Genomic DNA, 17777 nt, shown 5'->3' with positions numbered 1-17777 from the left:
GACGGCCGGTCGCGCGCCCGGCCGTCCTCGGCGCCAGGCTCAGCCGGTCAACGCCGTCAGCGCGGCGTCCACGTCGGCCTCGGTGGAGTAGGTGTGGAACGAGGCCCGCACCCGTCCGGCCCGCACCGCCGCCCGGATACCGGCCGCTGCCAGACGCTGCTCCGCGTCCGGCACGTCCACGGTGACGATGGCGCTCTCCCCCGGCTCGCGGCCCAGCCCGGTCAGGAACCGGTTGGCCAGCGCCACGTTGTGCGCCCCGATCGCCGGCACGCCGATCTCGGCGACCACCTCCAGGGCGGGCGCCGCACCGACCCAGCTGAACCAGGCCGGTGAGATGTCGAACCGGCGGGCGTCGTCGGCCAGCCGCAGCGGCGGGCCGTAGTAGGAGGCGTGCGGGTCGCGGCCCGCGTACCAGCCGGCCGCGTCGGGACGCAGCCGCTCGCGCAACCCGGGGGCCAGATAGGCGTACGCGGTCCCGCGCGGATTCATCAGCCACTTGTAGCCGCCCACCGCCACCACATCGGCCCGGCTGCCGTCGAACGGCAGCCAGCCGCACGCCTGGGTCGCGTCCACCGCCACCAGCGCGTCGTGCGCGCGGGCCGCGGCCACGATCTCGTCGTACGGCGCGACCGCCCCGTCGGCCGACTGCACCAGGCTGAACGCCACCAGGTCGGTATCGGCGTCGATGGCGTCGACCAGAGACCCCAGCGGCACCACGCGGACCTTGACGCCACGCTCCTCCTGCACCAGCCAGGGGAAGAGATTCGAGGTGAACTCAACCTCGGGGACCACCACAGTGGCACCGGCCGGCAGCGCCGCCGCGACCGGCGCGAGGAGCTGGGACACCGCCGCGCCGACGGCCACGTCAGCGACCGGCACCCCGATGAGGCCGGCGAAGGTGACCCGAGCCCGGCTCGTCGACTCGCCCCAGCCCTCCCACGACGTACGGCCGACCCGCCAGACCGCGAGAGCCTCCTGCAACGCCGCCCACGCCGGCTCCGGCGGCAACCCGTAGCTGGCGGTGTTCAACCAGCCAGGCTCCGGCTCCCACAGCTTCTGCGCCTGCTCGATCTCCATGCCCTCGACGCTAGGCCGAACGACGCGCGACGGGCACTACCAATCGGCGATCGGCGGCCCGTCCGGTGGCGGGCCGGGAGCCGGCTCATCGGCGGCGGGCGGGCGGGTGGATCCGGGCGAGACTGTCGGCGAGGCTGGCGAGCCACCTGTCGACCTCCACCAGGTGCCGGACCGACTGATGGTCGGCCTCGCCGAGGAGCGGACGGATCCGGTCCAACTGGTCGACGCAGGTGGTCGAGACGGGCTCCCGGTCCGATGCCCGGCCGTGGGCGACATCATCGGCGAGGGCGTCGTACGCCGATCGCAGGCGTCCGGCGGAGTCCCGCAGGAGCGTCGCCGCCCCGGGCCAACCGGCGAGGCAGCCGGGCGGGTTGCGCCGCAGCAGTGATTCCGCTCCGGGCGCGACGTGGTGCCCGGCGCTCAGCACGGCGTCCCAGTTCACCTGTTGCCGGTGCGGATCGTGCCGCTCCGAGTGGTACTGGCAGTACGACGAGTCGATGAGGACCATCCGGCGACGGACCCGGTCGAGGGCGCCCGAGGGCGGCGGAGCGTCACCGAGGATCGCCTGGACCGTCTGTTCGACAGTGTCCGCGCTGGCCGCCAGGTAGCGAGTGGCGTTGCGCCGCAGGTCGTGGCCCGCGCCGCGCGGCCACATCGCGACCCCGGCGAGCACGCCGATCACCGCGCCGAGAAGCACGTCGACGAGGCGCGCCTCGGCGAGCCGCCACCCCTCCGGGCTGAGCTGGGCGAAGACGACTGTCAGCAGCACTGTGAACAGCGCCTGCTGCCACACCGGGCCGAGCAGCTGGCCGACGCCGAAGGCCAGCAGCAGGGTGACCGGCAGGACGACGGCGTACACGATCGGCTCGTCGACGACGAGCATCACCCCGCCGCTGACGGCCGCACCGACGATGGTCCCCAGCACGGCCGGGCGCAGCGCCGTGCGGGTGTCGGCGGCGGACGTGCGCAGGACCGTGAGGGTGGCCAGCAGCACCCAGAACCCGTGGGTCAGCTCCAACACCCCGGCGGCCACCCGGGCGATGGCGAGCGCCACGGCCAGCCGCAGCGAGCTGTGCAGGTGGGCCGAGCGCGGTGCCAGGTGTGAGCGGAACTGCCACCAGTACAGCGTCCACGGGCTGCGCCGGGCGTACGCGAACAGCTCCGAGGAGTCGTCGCCGCCGATCCGCGCCCCGGTCGCCACCCGGGAACCGACGACGAAGACCCGCACCTGGTCCGCGAGGGCCAGCGCCGTCGCGTCCCGGCACAACCGGGGTACGTCCGGCGCGTCGCGGACCTGGCCGGAACCCACCGGGTACGCCGCCTCGGCTCGTCCGACCGCCACGTCCAGGTCGGCCGGGGCCACCGCCGGGGCACCCGGCGACAGGCTCCGGCCGGCCGCGCGGGTGGTGTCCGCGCACGAGCGCAGCAGACGCGCCGCTGCCAGGTCCGGGATCGGCTCCGGCGGGGCGGCCGCCGCCAACCGGTCCGCGTCGGCGAGCACCTCCCGTAACGCTGCCCCGCAGATCCGCAACGCCCGATCCTGGGCGCCCGCCGCGGTGGGCGCCCACGCGGGAGGGCTGCGGTTCAGCGCGATCGCCGCCACCACGTCGTGCGCCCGCTCGCGTCGCGCGTCCCGATCACCCACGGCGGCGTGCGGGTCGGTCAGCCGCTCGGCGGTGGCGTCGAGGAAGGCGGCGATGCCGTCGGCCGCCTCGGCCAGGCGCTGCCGGTAGGAGACCGGCACCGGGTCGGGCCAGAGGAACACCTCGGCCGCGGCGAGCAGCACGACGGCGAGGGTCACCCCACCGAGTCGCTCCGGCAGGGTGTCCGGTTGGTACGGCGGGAACGACGCCAGGATGTAGAAGAGCTGGAACGCGCTGGCCAACCCCACCAGGCGCGGGTTGCCGACCCCGGCGAACGCCACCACGAACCCGACGACCAGCATGCCACCGGCGGCCGCCCAGGTGCTCCACGCCAACAGCGAGCCCACCGCGATCAGCGCCCACATCACCGGCAGCGACAGCACGAGGATCCGCGCCCGTTGCGGCGCCGGACCAGGTAGCTGCGCGAACGACCCGGCGGCGATCGTGCCGAACAATCCGTACGTGGCGAGCGTCGAGCTGCCCGCCCCGTACCGGCAGCCGTAGAAGACGACGGACGCGACGAGCGTCAGCCGGACCGCGCGCCGCAGGACGGCGTCACCCCGGTCACGGCGGCGAAGCCGGCCAAGGAGGCTGGTTGCGAGCACTACCGCTCCCCCGGTTCGTCGCGGCAACCCTCCCCGGCCCACCATTCTTCACCGCGCCTCGCGACCGGCGGAGCGTTTGGCGACGAATCACCGCCGGGAGCCGCCGAGCAGGCCGAGCCGGAGGGCCCGGAACAGGGTGCCGGGGCGACTCAGGGCGGCCGGGTGGTCGAGCATGGTGGTGACCCGACCCAGCCGGGCGTTGAGCACCGGGTCGGTCAGCGACGCCCGGAAGAGCAGATCCCCGAACCACTTGGTGACCTTGTAGCCGGGCGGGTACGGCCCGTCGACGTGCGGCAGCTCGATGTCGGCGGTGGTGGAGATCTGCCAGGCGGCGTCGACCACCACGCGGACCTGGTCGAAGTACGCGTGCGCGGGCTCGTCGTGCGGCTTCGGACCGGAGCGCAGGTACTTCGACAGGCAGGAGGCGTGCAGTGTCGCGGAGGTCATTCCCTGGCCGTACACCGGGTTGAAGGAGGCGACCGCGTCGCCGGCGGCGACCAACCCGGCGGGCAGACGGTCGAGCTTGTGGAAGTCTCGGCGTCGGCTGTCCGCCTGGTGGTACGTGACGACCCCGCCGAGCATCTCCCCGTTTTCGGCGATGTCGCCGAACATCTGCGGGTAGTGCTCCCGGCAACGGGCGGTGAAGTCGGCGACGTCACGGCTGGGCCGGTCCCCGTCGTAGCCGGCCACCAGCATGATCCAGCGGTCCCCCTCGACCGAGTTGATCCCACCGATCCGGGCGGTACGCCCCTTGCCCGCCATGGTGTGGAAGACCGCCACCCAGGCGTCGCTGACCGCCTCGTCGCGCTTGAAGAGCGCCGTGGCGTAGTTCAGCTTGATCGGCATGCGGTGCAGCGGCGGGCGCGGCCACCCGTGCTCGGCCAGCCAGTCGCTCAACCGGCTGGACCGCCCCATCGCGTCGACCACCAGGTCCGCCGCTTCGACGACGGGCTCGGTGCCGCCCTCGGGCACGTACCGGGTGCCATTGACCCGCCGCTCGTCGAAGAGCAGACCCTCGGCCCGGCCATACACCATGCGGATGTTGTCGATGGCGAGGGTGCGTCGGCGGACCAGCGCCTCCAGGAACGGACGCGTGGTGATCAGCGCCGGCCCGGTGCCGGTCGCCGCGGGCGGCAGACCCAACATGCCGTTCACGTAGACCTTCGCGGTGCCCGGGTCGTTCGGTGGTGGCGGGGCGCCGAGCGCGAGCGCCTCGTCGGCGATGCCGGGGAACCAGCGCTCCAACTGGACCTGACCGGCGGGCAGCAGCGCGTGCACCTGACTGCCCTGGGGCACGCCCGGCCGTGGACCGGCGTCGACATCGGACGGATCCCGTTCGATGATCAGCACTTCCTCGGCGTGGTCGCTCAACACCCGGGCCGCCAGCAACCCGGCCATGCTGCCACCGAGCACCACCGCCCGTCGCATGACCACTCTGGTCTCGGCGGGTGGTTCGGCCGTCGCTATCTCGGCGAAGAGCCGGGACGGAGAGGCGGGCATGCGATCACTCCTCGAACGGTCGGGAAACCTCGGCATTCACGACCGTAACCATCGCGACGCCAGCCGTCAGCGCTCAGCCGGCCTGCCATTTCGAGTTGGCGCCCCGGATGCGGTGGTCAGATGGGCGGCGAGCCCTGCCGGCCAGGACCGCGCCGGATCCGGCGACCAGCTATGAATGTCTGATGAGTGCCAATGCCGGTGCGACCCGGCCCCCGCGTGCCCCGGCCCTTCCGGACCCCGGGCCGGGCAGCCGAACCAGGCCGGTCGCCTGGTGGGGCTTCCTGAGCCTGGTGGTGGCCGCCCTGGCCGCCTGCACGCCCGCGGGTGACTCGCGCCGGCACGCCACCCCGCCGGCCACCGGTGCGGCGCCGTCGACGGACGCCAGTGGTGGTGGGCCACCCTGCACGACATCGGTTGACACGCTGCCAGCACCGCCGGCGGGCTACCGGTTGGTGGGCGAAGACGTGGCGGTGCCCACCGCCCCCGTGATGTCGGCGGAGGATTCCGGGGAGGCCGATCCGGCGGCACGGCTGTTCGCCAAGTGGGGGCTCGTCGTCCGCGCCGGGACGGTCGCCGACCTGCGGGTGGCACCGGGCTGGCAGGACAAGGCCCGGCTCGGCTGGGGCGGCACCGGCACGCCCGCGGCGACCGTCACGGTGCACGCCTGCCTGCCGGAGGGTGGGCAGGCTCAGTGGTTGGCCTTCGTCGGCGGCACCTGGGTCGCGCAGGTCGCCTGCGTACCACTAATCGTGACGTCGAATGGCCAAACCGACCGCGTCGACGTCGGCATCGGCGTCCCCTGCGACAAGACCACCGCCCCCTAGCCCTGCACGCGCACGCCCACCCCACCTCAGCCCTGGTTGATCAAGAGGTTTGCGTCACCTATCCCGGGGTGTCGTGACGCAAACCTCTTGATCAACGCAGGGGACGGCGTCGCTGCGGCACTGCGCCGCCGCGACCCCGGGTCCACGCCTCGACTCAGGCCGGGGCTCCGGCGGGCGTGGTCTCCTTCTCGTCGGGGCGGGACGCCGCCTCGTCGTCGTGCTCGTCGACCATGGTGGCCTCGTCGAACGGGTCGTTGCCGCTCAGCACCGCGGTCGCCCGCTCCCGGTCGAACTCGCCGGTCCAGGTTCCCACCAGTACCGTCGCCACCGCGTTGCCGGCGAAGTTGGTCAGCGCCCGAGCCTCCGACATGAACCGGTCGATGCCGACGATCAGCCCGACCCCGTCGACGAGGTCCGGGCGGTGCGACTGGAGGCCGCCGGCCAGCGTGGCCAGCCCGGCGCCGGTGACCCCGGCGGCACCCTTCGACGCGATGATCATGAACAGCAGCAGCGAGATCTGCTCGCCGATGGCCAGCGGCTTGCCCAGCGCGTCGGCGATGAACAGCGACGCCATGGTCAGGTAGATCGCCGTACCGTCCAGGTTGAACGAGTAGCCGGTCGGCACCGTGATGCCGACGACCGGCTTGCTCACACCGAAGTGCTCCATCTTCGCGATCAGCCGCGGCAGCGCCGACTCCGACGACGAGGTCGACAAAATCAGCAGGAACTCCCGGCCCAGGTAACGCAGCAGCGAGAAGATCGAGATCCGGGCCACGAACCACAGCAGCGCGCCCAGGAACACCAGCACGAAGATCAGACAGGTGGCGTAGAAGCCCACCATGATCTGGGCGAGGCTCTTGAGGGCGTCCACGCCGGTCGCGCCGACCACGGCGGCCATCGCGCCGAACGCGCCGATCGGCGCCAGCCACATGATCATGGCAAGGACCTTGAAGACGACCCGCTGGATGACGGTGATGGCGCTGAGCACCGGCTCACCCCGCCGGCCCATGGCCTGTACGGCGAAGCCGACCAGCAGGGCGACCAGCAGCGTCTGGAGCACCTTGCCCTCGGTGAGCGAGGAGAGCAGCGTCGTCGGGATGATCCCGAGCAGGAAGTCGGCCGTACCGGCGGCCTCGTCACCGGCGGCGGCCTTACCGGAGCCGACCAGGTCCGGGCCGAGGTTCAGGCCCGAACCGGGGTGGATGAGGTTGCCGACGACCAGGCCGATGGCGAGCGCGACCGTCGACATGGTCAGGAAGTAGCCGAGGGCCAGGCCGCCGACCTTGCCGACCTTCGCGGCCTGCCGTACGGAGCCGACGCCGAGCACGATGGTGCAGAAGATGACCGGGCTGATCATCATCTTGATCAGGTTGACGAAGCCGGTGCCGATCGGCTTGAGTTCCTTGCCGAAATCGGGGGCGACCAGGCCGACCACGATGCCGGCGACCACGGCCACGATGACGGCCAGATACAGGTAACGGGTACGGTCCCGGCGGACCGCCGGTGCCGGGGTGGTGGCGGATGCGGTGGTGTCCATGTCGACAATGTGAAGCGCGTCTCACCCGTTGACAGCCTTGCGGTCATTCTGTTCACCGCGTTGGCGGAAACGGTGACGCGACTGAGGAGGGTGGTGAAGGTGGCCCGACGCCAGTGGAGCATCGCGGGGCAACTCTTCGCCCTCCAGGCGATGGTGGTGACGCTGCTCGTGCTGGCCGGCGCGGCGGGCGCCGTCTGGCTGGCCCGCAGCGACTCCCGCCAGGCCGCGCAGGAGGAGGTGCTCGCGGTGGCGCAGACCGTGGCCGGCTCCCCCGACGTCCGCGAGGCCCTCACGACCGTCGACCCCGCGAAGGTCCTCCAGCCGTACGCCGAATCGACAAGGAAGGCCACGGGCACCGACTTCGTGGTGGTGATGGCCCCCGACCGCACCCGTTTCTCGCACCCGACGAAGAACCAGATCGGCGAGCCGTTCGTCGGCGAGATCGGGCCCGCTCTGGCGGGCCGCCCGTTCACCACCACCAACGTCGGGACGCTCGGCGAGTCGGTGCGCGCGGTCGTTCCGGTGTACGACGAGCAGCGACGCCTCGTCGGTCTGGTCTCGGTGGGCATCACCACCCGCGCGATCGACAAGAAGCTGCTCGGCCAGTTGCCGGTGCTGTTCGGTGTGGTCACGCCGGCTCTGGCCCTCGCCGCGACGGGCTCCTGGCTGCTCAGCCGCCGGCTCCGCCGCCAGACACACGGTCTGGGGCCGGCCCAGATGACCCGGATGTACGAGTACTACGACGCCGTTCTGCACTCGGTGCGGGAAGGTCTCGTCGTGCTCACCACCGATCGTCGGGTGGCGCTCGTCAACGACGAGGGCCGCCGGCTGCTGGGGCTCGACGCGGACGCGCCAGTCATCGACCAGCCGGTGGCCGGGATCGACCTGCCGCCCGCGGCGGCCGAGCTGCTCGGCTCCGCCCGCGACGCCCGCGACGAGCCGATCGTCGCCGGTGACCGGGTGCTCGTCGCCAACCAGCGGACCACCCGCTTCGAGGGCGCGGTGCTCGGCACCGTACTGACCCTGCGCGACCAGACCGAGCTGCGCACCCTGGCCAGCGAGCTGGATTCGGTGCGCGCGTTGACCGAGGCGTTGCAGGCGCAGACCCACGAGTCGGCCAACCGGCTGCACACCGTGCTGACGCTGGTGGAGCTGGGTCGCGCCGACGAGGCCGTCCGGCTCGGCACCCGGGACCTGGCCCTCGCCCAACAGTTGACCGACCGGGTGGTCGGCGCGGTCACCGAGCCGGCGTTGGCGGCGCTGTTGCTCGGCAAGTCCGCACAGGCCGGCGAGCGCGGAGTGGATCTGGTCATCGAGCCGGACTGCCGCCTCGACGACAGCCCACTGCCGACCGGAGATCTCCTCACCGTTGTCGGCAACCTCGTCGACAACGCCCTGGAGGCGGTGGCCGGTACGCCGGCGCCGCGCCGCGTGCGGGTCTTCGTCGGCGCTACCGGTGACGAGCTGGTGGTTCGGGTAGCCGACAGCGGCCCCGGTCTGGCACCTGAACGGGTCGCCGACGCGTTCCGGCGCGGCTGGTCCACCAAGAGCACCGGCCGGGGTCTCGGCCTGGCGCTGGTCGGCCAGGTGGTACGCCGGCACGGCGGTAGCGCCGAGGTCTGTCGCTCCGACGACGGCGGCAGCCTGTTCACCGTTCGGCTGCCGGGCAGAACAGGGCGGTCATGAGCGCCATCCGGGTACTCGTCGTCGAGGACGAGCCGCTGCTGGCGGAGGCGCACAGCGCGTACACCGAACGGGTTCCTGGTTTCGTGGTGGTCGGGGTGGCGCACACCGCGCGGGCGGCGATGGCGGCCCTGCGTGCCAATGACGGCGGCGACGTGGACCTCGTACTCCTGGATTTTCGGCTGCCCGACCTGCACGGCCTGGACGTCTGCCGGGCGCTGCGCGCGGCCGGCAGCAGCGTCGACGTGCTCGCGGTGACGTCCGCGCGGGACCTGGCGGTGGTGCGCACCGCGGTGTCCCTCGGGGTGACCCACTACCTGCTCAAGCCGTTCACGTTCGCCGCGTTCCGCGACAAGCTGGAGCGGTACGCCGACTACCGCGCCCAGGCGCTCGCCGACGGCGAGGTCGCCGCCCAGCACGAGGTGGACCAGATGTTCGCCACCCTGCGCGGCACCGCCGGGCACAGCCTGCCCAAGGGGCTCGACGCGCAGACCCTCGATCGGGTACGCGCCGCGCTCACCGACGGCACCCGCACGGAGGTCGGGCTGTCCGCGACCGAGGTGAGCGCGCTGACCGGCATCTCCCGGGTGACCGCCCGCCGCTACCTGGAGTACCTGGTGACCGTCGACCGGGCCGCCCGCACCCCCCGCTACGGCACCCCCGGCCGCCCCGAGGTCGAGTATCGACCCCGTTGAGCATGGAACAACTCCGCCCGACATCGGCGGCGAGGTGCCACGCATTGACCTGGAAGTGGGAGAATCGACGACGGACCGACTCCCGGAGGTGAGCTGTGACGTCGAGCAACGCCGAGCGGATGCCCGAGTGGCCGGCAGCCGAGCACGTGCCAGCCGAGGAGTTGGCCCGCCGTCAGGGCATTCGACCGATCGCTTCCGTGGACGACCTGGCCCGGCCGGGCCTGTTCGAGTCGGACGAGGAATTGGACGAGTTTCTCGCCGACCTGTACACCTCTCGGCGGGCCGGCGCCGCATGAGCCTTGTCGTTCTGGACACCGACGTGGCATCGGCAATCCTCCGAGGGCGGCTACCTGAACGTCTCCGTGCCCGCCTGGCCGGTAAGACCCTCTGCATCACCTTCGTGACGCTCGGAGAGCTGACCAAGTGGACAGCGCTCCGAAGCTGGGGGCCGCGCAAGCTGGCTGACCTCGCGCAGTGGCGCTCGAGGATCGTACTGCTCCCCTTCGACGAGGCGGTGGCGGTGACCTGGGGGCACCTTCAGGCGCGGGCTCAGCACCGGGGACGCCCCCGACCGACAAACGACTCCTGGATCGCGGCTTGCTGCCTGGTCGACCGGCTGCCGCTGGCCACCTTCAACGGCAAGGATTTCGCCGACTTCGCCGAGTACGACGGGCTACGTCTCTTCGACGTCTCCTAGCTTTGACAGCTCCGAGTGTGGCTGCCCGGTACTGCAAGGCGGTGGCAGGCCGGGAACCCGGTGGCGGGGCGGAGATCCGTTGTTAGACTCGGCGGGTTGGGTTGGTGGTACGACCAGGGAGACCAGACATGGCGGGTGACGACGACATCTCCGGGTGAGACCGGATGTGTTCGGCCATCGGTTCGGCGCGCGTTCGGCGCAGCCGCCGGGGCCATGTCGTCGTTCCACCGGTTCCCGTTGTCGTCGGGCGGCTGAGGCGCGCCCACCCCACCCTCTGAGGTCACTCGCATGTCTGATGCGTTCATTGTCTGCTCGAACCTTTCCTTCTCCTGGCCGGATGACACCCCGGTCTTCTCGGAGCTGTCCTTCACCGTCCCGGGCGGTCGCACCGGCCTGGTCGCGCCCAACGGCGCCGGAAAGAGCACCCTGCTGCGGCTGATCGCCGGGGATCTGCGGCCCAGCGGCGGCAGCGTCACCGTCGACGGTGTGCTCGGCTACCTCCCGCAGACGTTGCCGCTGGTCGGCGACCTGAGCGTGGCGCAGGTGCTGGGCGTCGCCGAGCGGATCGCCGCGCTGCACGCCATTGAGGCCGGCGACGCCGCCGAGGAGCACTTCGCCACCATCGGCGACGACTGGGACATCGAGGAGCGCACCCGCTCGGAGCTGGACCGCCTCGGCCTGGGTGAGCTGTCGCTCGACCGCCGGCTGCACACCCTCAGCGGCGGCCAGGTGGTCTCCCTCGGTCTGGCGGCGCAACTGCTGCGCCGCCCGGACGTGCTGCTGCTCGACGAGCCGACGAACAACCTGGACCTGGAGGCCCGGCACAAGCTCTACGACGTCCTCACCGAGTGGTCCGGGTGCCTGCTGCTGGTCAGCCACGACCGGGAACTGTTGGACCGGATGGACCGCATCGCTGAGCTGGACCAGGGCGAGATCCGGTGGTACGGGGGCAACTTCACCGCGTACACGGAGGCGGTGCAGGCGGCGCGGGAGGTGGCCGAGAGCAACCTGCGCAACGCCGAGCAGGAGGTGAAGCGGGAGAAGCGGGAGATGCAGCAGGCCCGCGAACGGGCCGACCGGCGGGCCAGCAACGCCTCGAAGAACCTGAAGAACGCCGGCCTGGCCCGGATCGTCGCTGGTGGGCTCAAGCGCAGCGCACAGGAGTCGGCGGGCAAGGCGCAGGAGACGCACTCGTCCCGGCTCGGTCAGGCCAAGGCCCGACTCGACGAGGCGGGCCGGGCGGTACGCGACGAGGACCGGATCGTCGTGAACCTGCCGGACACCACAGTCCCGGGCGGGCGCACCGTCTTCTCCGGCCAGGGGATGCGGGCCCACTTCGACGACCGGGAGTTGTTCGGCGGCGACGGCGCCGACCTGGTGATCCGGGGGCCGGAACGGATCGCGCTGACCGGGGCGAACGGCGTCGGCAAGTCGACCCTGCTGCGCCTGGTCAACGGCGACCTGCAACCGTCCGGCGGTGAGCTGAGGCGCGGCGAGGGACGGATCGCGTACCTGTCGCAGCGGCTGGACCTGCTGGACCTCGACCGCACGGTGGCGGAGAACTTCGCCGCGTACGCGCCGAGCCTGCCGGACGCCAAGCGGATGAACCTGCTCGCCCGGTTCCTGTTCCGGGGCGCCCGGGTGAACCTGCCGGTCGGGGTCCTGTCCGGCGGTGAACGGCTGCGCGCCACCCTCGCCTGTGTGCTCTGTGCCGAGCCGGCGCCGCAACTGCTGCTGCTCGACGAGCCGACAAACAACCTGGACCTGGTCAGCGTGGGTCAGCTGGAGAGCGCGCTGTCGGCGTACCAGGGGGCGTTCGTGGTGGTCAGCCACGACGAACGGTTCCTCGCCGAGATCGGCGTGCAGCGTTGGCTGCGGTTGGCCGACGGCCAACTGCGGGAGATCAGCGCCCCCGAGCGGGTCTGAGCCCGGCGGTCCGGCCGGCGCAGGCCGGCCGGACCGATGCGGGCTCAGCTCACGTTGGCCGGGCCGAGGACGCTCTTCAGGTCACCCATCAGCGCGGTCGTCGCCGCCACCCGGAACGGACCCAGCCGCAGGGTGGTGGTGCGCCCGCCGTTCTGGAGTTTGACGTGCACCTCGGTGTCGCCGGGGTGCAGCACCAGGGTTTCCTTGAGTTTCTCCACCAGCGGTGGTGTGCAACGGTGCACCGGGATGGTGAGGGTGACCGGCTTGTTCGTGGCGCTGGTGCTGACGTCCGGCATGGACATGTCCATCGCCATGATCCGTGGCGTGTCGTCGCGGCGGTCCACCCGACCCTTGACCACCACGATGGCGTCCTCGGCGATGTACTGCCCGATCACCTCGTAGGTGTTGGGGAAGAACAGCGCCTCCACCCCACCGGCCAGGTCCTCCAGGGTGGCCGATGCCCAGGCACGGCCCTGCTTGGTGACCCGGCGCTGCACCCCGGAGAGGATGCCGGCGAGGGTGACGACCGCCCCGTCGGGCACCCCGCCCTCCTCGGCCAGGGAGGCGATGGTGGTGTCGGCAGCCGCGTTGAGGATGTGCTCCAGACCGAACAGCGGGTGGTCGGAGACGTACAGGCCGAGCATCTCCCGCTCGAAGGCCAGCTTGTCGCGCTTGTCCCACTCGCTGTCGCCGATGGTCGGCATCACAGTGGTGCTGCCGGTGTCGGCGTCACCGAACCCGGCGCCGAACAGGTCGTACTGGCCGACGGCCTCCTTGCGCTTGACGTCGGCGTACGCGTCGATCGCGTCGGCGTGCACCGCGAGCAGGCCCTTGCGGGGATGGTCGAGGGAGTCGAACGCACCCGCCTTGATCAGCGATTCGATCGTCTTCTTGTTGCAGACCACCGCGTCCACCTTGGACAGGAAGTCGTAGAAGTCGGCGTACTCGCCCTTCTCCTCCCGGCAGCGCATGATCGAGGCGACCACGTTCGCCCCGACGTTGCGGACGGCGGCCAGGCCGAAGCGGATGTCCTTGCCGACCGGGGTGAACGGCCCGGCCGAGGTGTTCACGTCCGGTGGCAGCACCTGGATGCGCATCCGGCGACACTCGGCCAGGTAGAGCGCCATCTTGTCCTTGTCGTCGCCGACGCTGGTCAGCAACCCGGCCATGTACTCGGCCGGGTAGTGCGCCTTGAGGTACGCGGTCCAGTAGGAGACCAGGCCGTACGCGGCGGAGTGCGCCTTGTTGAAGGCGTACCCGGCGAACGGCACCAGGACGTCCCACACCGCCTGGATCGCCTCGTCGGAGTAGCCGCGCTCGCGGCAGCCGTCCCGGAACGGGATGAACTCCTTGTCGAGGATCTCCTTCTTCTTCTTACCCATGGCCCGGCGCAGCAGGTCCGCCTGACCGAGGGTGTAGCCGGCGAGGATCTGCGCGGCGCGCTGCACCTGCTCCTGGTAGACGATCAGGCCGTGGGTGGGCGCCAGGATCTCCCGCAGCGGCTCCTCCAGCTCCCTGTGGATCGGCGTGATCTCCTGGAGGCCGTTCTTGCGCAGCGCGTAGTTGGTGTGCGAGTCGACGCCCATCGGACCGGGTCGGTACAGGGCCAGGACGGCGGAGATGTCCTCGAAGTTGTCCGGCTTCATCAACCGCAGCAGTGACCGCATCGGCCCGCCGTCGAGCTGGAACACGCCCAGGGTGTCGCCGCGGGCCAGCAGCTCGTACGCGGCCTTGTCGTCCAGCGGCAGGCCCAGCAGGTCGAGCTTGCGGCCGTGGTTCAGCTCGATGTTCTTGACCGCGTCGTCGATGATCGTCAGGTTGCGCAGGCCGAGGAAGTCCATCTTCAGCAGCCCGAGCGACTCGCAGGTCGGGTAGTCGAACTGCGTGATGATCGCCCCGTCGGCGTCGCGGCGCGTCAACGGGATGTGCTCGATGATCGGCTCGGCGGACATGATGACGCCGGCGGCGTGCACGCCGGTCTGCCGGATCAGCCCCTCGATGCCCTTGGCCGTGTCGATCACCTTGCGGACGTCCGGGTCGGAGTCGTACAGGCCGCGGATCTCGCCCGCCTCGGCGTAGCGGGGGTGCTTGTTGTCGAAGATGCCGGTGAGCGGGATGTCCTTGCCCATCACCGCGGGTGGCATCGCCTTGGTGATCCGGTCGCCGACCGCGTACGGGAAACCGAGGACCCGAGCCGAGTCCTTGATCGCGGCCTTCGCCTTGATCGTGCCGAAGGTGGCGATCTGGGCGACCTTGTCCTCGCCCCACTTGTCGGTGACGTACTTGATGACCTCACCGCGCCGACGCTCGTCGAAGTCGATGTCGACATCCGGCATCGAGACCCGCTCGGGGTTGAGGAACCGCTCGAAGATCAGGCCGTGCTGGATCGGGTCCAGGTCGGTGATGCCCAGCGCGTACGCGACGAGCGACCCGGCGGCCGAGCCACGGCCCGGCCCCACGGCGATGCCCTGGTTCTTCGCCCACTGGATGAAGTCGGCGACCACCAGGAAGTAGGACGGAAAGCCCATCTGGTTGATGACGCCCAGCTCGTACTCCGCCTGGACGACGTGCCCCTCGGGGATCCCGTTCGGGTAGCGGCGACCCAGGCCGGCGAAGGTCTCCTTGCGGAACCAGGACTCCTCGGTCTCCCCCTCGGGCACCGGGAAGCGCGGCATCAGGTTGTGGAACTCGAACATGCCCTTCGGGTCGACCTTCTCGGCGACCAGCAGGGTGTTGCGGCAGCCCTCCTGCCACAGCTCGGACGAGTCCACAGCGCGCATCTGGTCGGCGCTCTTGATGAAGTAGCCGCCACCCTCGAACCGGAACCGGTTGGGGTCGTCGATGTTGCTGCCGGTCTGCACGCAGAGCAGCACGTCGTGGGCGGTGGCCTGCGCCTCGTGGGTGTAGTGCGAGTCGTTGGTGACCACCGGCGGGATGTCCAGTTTGCGGGCGATCTCGGTGAGCCCCTCACGGACCCGGCTCTCGATGGAGAGGCCGTGATCCATGATCTCCAGGAAGTAGTTGTCCTTGCCGAAGATGTCCTGGTAGCTGGCGGCGACCTTGAGGGCCTCGTCGAACTGGCCCAGCCGCAGCCGGGTCTGCACCGCGCCGGACGGGCAGCCGGTGGTGGCCATGATCCCCTCGGCGTGCTCGGCGATCAGCTCCATGTCCATCCGGGGCCACTTGACGTAGTGCCCCTCCATGGAGGCGCGCGAGTTGAGGGTGAAGAGGTTCTTCAGGCCCTTCGCGTCCTTCGCCCACATGGTCTTGTGGGTGATCGCGCCGTTACCGGAGATGTCGTCGCTCTTCTGCTCCGGGCGACCCCACTTGACCCGCGCCTTGTGGTAGCGCGACTCCGGCGCCACGTACGCCTCGACGCCCAGGATCGGGGTGATCCCGGCGGCCATCGCCTGGTTGTAGAAGTCGTTCGCACCGTGCATGTTGCCGTGGTCGGTGATCGCCACGGCGGACATGCCCAGCCGCTTGGCCTCGGCGAACAGGTCCTTCAGTCGGGCCGCTCCGTCGAGCATCGAGTACTCGGTGTGCACGTGCAGATGCGCGAACGAATCAGCCATGCGTGGCGCCCCCCGGCGGTGTGGATCTTGTTGGTCGGAGCCGACCGGGACCTACCCTACCGAGGTGATCTCGGCGGCTCCACCGTCCGCGCCGAGGGTGGCCCTCGTCTCCTGATCCAACCCGCGTGCGCCTAGTCTCGGAGGATGGCGAGGTACTACGACGTGCACCCGGAGAACCCGCAGCCCCGGGTCATCGGCCAGGTCGCCGACCTGATCCGCGGTGGTGGGCTGGTGGCCTATCCGACGGACTCGTGCTACGCGCTCGGCACCCAACTGGGCAACCAGGACGGGCTGGACCGGATCCGGCAGATCCGGCACCTCGACGACCGGCACCACTTCACGCTGGTCTGCCACGACTTCGCGCAGCTCGGTCAGTTCGTCCAGATCAGCAACGCGGTCTTCCGCCTCGTGAAGGCGTCCACCCCGGGCAGCTACACCTTCATCCTGCCGGCCACACGGGAGGTGCCCCGCCGGATGCTGCACCCGAAGAAGCGGACCGTTGGCGTGCGGGTCCCCCGGCACACAGTCACCCAGGCGCTGCTGGCCGAGTTGGCCGAACCGCTGGTGTCCAGCACCCTGGTCCTGCCCGGCGACGACGAGCCGATGACCCAGGGCTGGGAAATCAAGGAACGGCTCGACCACCAGCTCGACGCGGTGCTCGACGCGGGCGACTGCGGCAGCGAGCCGACGAGCGTGATCGACCTGTCCGGGCCCGAGCCGGAAGTCCTGCGCCGGGGAGCCGGGGACGTGTCCCGCTTCGAGTAGGGCGCCGGTTCGCGTCGGGTGCCGGACGCTACGGGGCCACCGCGGCGTCACCGGTCGTACGCTCGGGGATCGGCACCGGCGAGCATTGGACACCCGGCATGCCCGACGCGGACGACATCGACGCCCTGGCCCGGTCCGCCGCGCACGGCGACCCGGCCGCCCTGGACGCCCTGCTGCTCGCGGTACGCCCCGAGGCGCTGCGGCTGTGCGCCCGGTTCCTGCCCAACCGGGAGGACGCCGAGGAAGCCTGCCAGGACACCCTCCTGGCCCTGGCCAACGGCATCACCCGTTTCGAGGGACGCTCCTCGTTCCGTACCTGGCTGCACCGGCTCGCCGCCAACCGGGCTCGCTCGACGTACCGCACACTGCGCCGCCGCTGGCGGTTGGAGGCCGGCGGCGTACCGCTGCCCGACCGGGCCGACCCCCGACGGACGAGCGTGGTCGCCGGCACCCGCCTCGACCTGCTCGACGCCTTCGACGCCGTCCGCCCCGACCTCGCCGAGGTGGTGGCCCTGCGCGACGTTCTCGGGCTGAGCTATCCCGAGATCGCCGAACTGCTCGACGTGCCCGTGGGCACTGTGAAGTCCCGGTTGCACCTGGCCCGCCACCAGGTCCGGCAACGGCTCGGCGCCGACGCGGGCTGAGTCAGCGAGACGGCTGTGGCATCGGAGGGGAGGTCGGGTGGTTGCGCTCCGCCGGGCCGTCGGCCGCGCGGTCACCGCGTTCGCGGCCACCGTGTCGGTCGCCGCCTGCGGCAGCGACGCGGTCTCGCCGCTGCCCGTACAGCCGCCGTCGCCGTCGCCGTCGGTGGTGGCGTCGCCGGTGGTGGCGTCGACGCCCACGCCATCGGTGACGCCCGGTACCAGCCGGTCGCCCTCGCGGGCACCGTCGACCATCGGGCCGCCCCTACCGGTGCCGCCCCCGCCGGTGAGAACCCGGGGTACGCCCCAGCGGCCGACCTCGCCACCGACGACGCCGACCAGCAGTTGTCAGGGCGCGGTCCGCTACGACCTACCGCTGGCAGAGACCGAGCTGGAGCTACTGCGTTCGCTCTGTTTCGCCACCGGCGCGGTGCTGCGGATCCAGGGCATCGGGCCCGGTCTGGTCACCGTCGACCGGCCGGATCTGGTCTCGCAGCACTACGAGGCCGGGGTGGTGGACATCCGGTTCGTCCGACCCGGCACCGTCGCCGTCACGATCCCCCAGGACGACCGCGCGCACACCATCACCGTGGTGGTCCGCTGAGCGTC

At 71.2% G+C, this 17777-nt stretch carries 14 protein-coding genes; 9 read left to right on the top strand and 5 right to left on the bottom strand.

What is annotated here, in order from left to right:
* Window positions 1-39: 39 nt before the first annotated feature.
* From ABZU43_RS16200 to ABZU43_RS16190, 3 genes are all read right to left on the bottom strand, one after another.
* Window positions 40-1077 (bottom strand): aminotransferase class V-fold PLP-dependent enzyme, encoded by a 1038-nt coding sequence (locus tag ABZU43_RS16200; RefSeq protein WP_355007297.1) that lies wholly within the window; start codon window positions 1075-1077, stop codon window positions 40-42.
* A gap of 85 nt (window positions 1078-1162) precedes the next feature.
* Complete coding sequence (locus tag ABZU43_RS16195) at window positions 1163-3325, bottom strand: FUSC family protein (RefSeq protein WP_355007296.1); 2163 nt, start codon at window positions 3323-3325, stop codon at window positions 1163-1165.
* Between the two features lie 87 nt (window positions 3326-3412).
* Window positions 3413-4825, bottom strand: a complete 1413-nt coding sequence (locus ABZU43_RS16190) for an FAD-dependent oxidoreductase (RefSeq protein ID WP_355007295.1) — start codon at window positions 4823-4825, stop codon at window positions 3413-3415.
* Window positions 4826-5007: 182 nt separating this feature from the next.
* Here ABZU43_RS16190 and ABZU43_RS16185 point away from each other — a divergent pair, with 182 nt between their 5' ends.
* Window positions 5008-5649: a hypothetical protein gene (locus ABZU43_RS16185; RefSeq protein ID WP_355007294.1), complete on the top strand. Its 642-nt coding sequence runs from the start codon at window positions 5008-5010 to the stop codon at window positions 5647-5649.
* A 154-nt stretch (window positions 5650-5803) separates the two neighbouring features.
* On the opposite strand, the gene ABZU43_RS16180 is transcribed toward ABZU43_RS16185, so the two are convergent.
* The gene (locus ABZU43_RS16180; protein WP_355007293.1) at window positions 5804-7186 is read right to left on the bottom strand and encodes a cation:dicarboxylase symporter family transporter; all 1383 of its coding nucleotides are present in this window, start codon (window positions 7184-7186) and stop codon (window positions 5804-5806) included.
* Window positions 7187-7279: 93 nt separating this feature from the next.
* On the opposite strand from ABZU43_RS16180, the gene ABZU43_RS16175 reads away from it, so the two are divergent.
* From ABZU43_RS16175 to abc-f, 5 genes are all read left to right on the top strand, one after another.
* Window positions 7280-8872, top strand: a complete 1593-nt coding sequence (locus ABZU43_RS16175) for a sensor histidine kinase (RefSeq protein WP_355007292.1) — start codon at window positions 7280-7282, stop codon at window positions 8870-8872.
* Window positions 8869-9564, top strand: a complete 696-nt coding sequence (locus tag ABZU43_RS16170) for a response regulator (protein ID WP_355007291.1) — start codon at window positions 8869-8871, stop codon at window positions 9562-9564. The genes ABZU43_RS16175 and ABZU43_RS16170 overlap by 4 nt, the downstream gene beginning before the upstream one ends.
* 95 nt (window positions 9565-9659) lie before the next feature.
* Window positions 9660-9860 carry a hypothetical protein gene (locus tag ABZU43_RS16165; RefSeq protein ID WP_355007290.1) on the top strand — a complete coding sequence of 67 codons (201 nt, stop codon included), beginning with the start codon at window positions 9660-9662 and terminating at the stop codon, window positions 9858-9860.
* Window positions 9857-10261, top strand: a complete 405-nt coding sequence (locus tag ABZU43_RS16160; RefSeq protein ID WP_355007289.1) for a type II toxin-antitoxin system VapC family toxin — start codon at window positions 9857-9859, stop codon at window positions 10259-10261. The genes ABZU43_RS16165 and ABZU43_RS16160 overlap by 4 nt, the downstream gene beginning before the upstream one ends.
* Window positions 10262-10549: 288 nt before the next feature.
* A complete protein-coding gene (gene abc-f, locus ABZU43_RS16155; protein ID WP_355007288.1) occupies window positions 10550-12187 on the top strand; it encodes a ribosomal protection-like ABC-F family protein in 1638 nt (545 codons plus the stop codon).
* A gap of 44 nt (window positions 12188-12231) precedes the next feature.
* Here the strand turns inward: abc-f and dnaE are convergent, their stop codons facing one another.
* On the bottom strand, window positions 12232-15762 hold the full coding sequence (dnaE, locus tag ABZU43_RS16150) for a DNA polymerase III subunit alpha (protein WP_355007287.1): 3531 nt from the start codon (window positions 15760-15762) through the stop codon (window positions 12232-12234).
* A gap of 144 nt (window positions 15763-15906) precedes the next feature.
* Here dnaE and ABZU43_RS16145 point away from each other — a divergent pair, with 144 nt between their 5' ends.
* The 3 genes from ABZU43_RS16145 (at window position 15907) to ABZU43_RS16135 (ending at window position 17772) form a co-directional block, all read left to right on the top strand.
* Window positions 15907-16527, top strand: a complete 621-nt coding sequence (locus tag ABZU43_RS16145) for an L-threonylcarbamoyladenylate synthase (RefSeq protein ID WP_355007286.1) — start codon at window positions 15907-15909, stop codon at window positions 16525-16527.
* A gap of 98 nt (window positions 16528-16625) precedes the next feature.
* The gene (locus ABZU43_RS16140) at window positions 16626-17171 is read left to right on the top strand and encodes an RNA polymerase sigma factor (protein WP_355007285.1); all 546 of its coding nucleotides are present in this window, start codon (window positions 16626-16628) and stop codon (window positions 17169-17171) included.
* Between the two features lie 37 nt (window positions 17172-17208).
* Window positions 17209-17772, top strand: a complete 564-nt coding sequence (locus ABZU43_RS16135; RefSeq protein WP_355007284.1) for a hypothetical protein — start codon at window positions 17209-17211, stop codon at window positions 17770-17772.
* Window positions 17773-17777 lie beyond the last annotated feature (5 nt).

It is taken from the genome of Micromonospora sp. NPDC005205 (genome assembly GCF_040608275.1).
Taxonomy (GTDB): domain Bacteria; phylum Actinomycetota; class Actinomycetes; order Mycobacteriales; family Micromonosporaceae; genus Micromonospora.
Note: the sequence above shows the minus strand (reverse complement) of the source record. Positions and strands in the feature narration are given on the sequence as shown.

Excerpts from the sequence above, each read along its gene's own strand:
- ABZU43_RS16185 (WP_355007294.1), top strand. The coding sequence starts at position 5,008 with ATGAGTGCCAATGCCGGTGCGACCCGGCCCCCGCGTGCCCCGGCCCTT.
- abc-f (WP_355007288.1), top strand. The coding sequence starts at position 10,550 with ATGTCTGATGCGTTCATTGTCTGCTCGAACCTTTCCTTCTCCTGGCCG.
- ABZU43_RS16140 (WP_355007285.1), top strand. The coding sequence starts at position 16,626 with ATGCCCGACGCGGACGACATCGACGCCCTGGCCCGGTCCGCCGCGCAC.
- ABZU43_RS16180 (WP_355007293.1), bottom strand. The coding sequence starts at position 7,186 with ATGGACACCACCGCATCCGCCACCACCCCGGCACCGGCGGTCCGCCGG.
- ABZU43_RS16200 (WP_355007297.1), bottom strand. The coding sequence starts at position 1,077 with ATGGAGATCGAGCAGGCGCAGAAGCTGTGGGAGCCGGAGCCTGGCTGG.
- dnaE (WP_355007287.1), bottom strand. The coding sequence starts at position 15,762 with ATGGCTGATTCGTTCGCGCATCTGCACGTGCACACCGAGTACTCGATG.
- ABZU43_RS16190 (WP_355007295.1), bottom strand. The coding sequence starts at position 4,825 with ATGCCCGCCTCTCCGTCCCGGCTCTTCGCCGAGATAGCGACGGCCGAA.
- ABZU43_RS16160 (WP_355007289.1), top strand. The coding sequence starts at position 9,857 with ATGAGCCTTGTCGTTCTGGACACCGACGTGGCATCGGCAATCCTCCGA.
- ABZU43_RS16170 (WP_355007291.1), top strand. The coding sequence starts at position 8,869 with ATGAGCGCCATCCGGGTACTCGTCGTCGAGGACGAGCCGCTGCTGGCG.
- ABZU43_RS16145 (WP_355007286.1), top strand. The coding sequence starts at position 15,907 with ATGGCGAGGTACTACGACGTGCACCCGGAGAACCCGCAGCCCCGGGTC.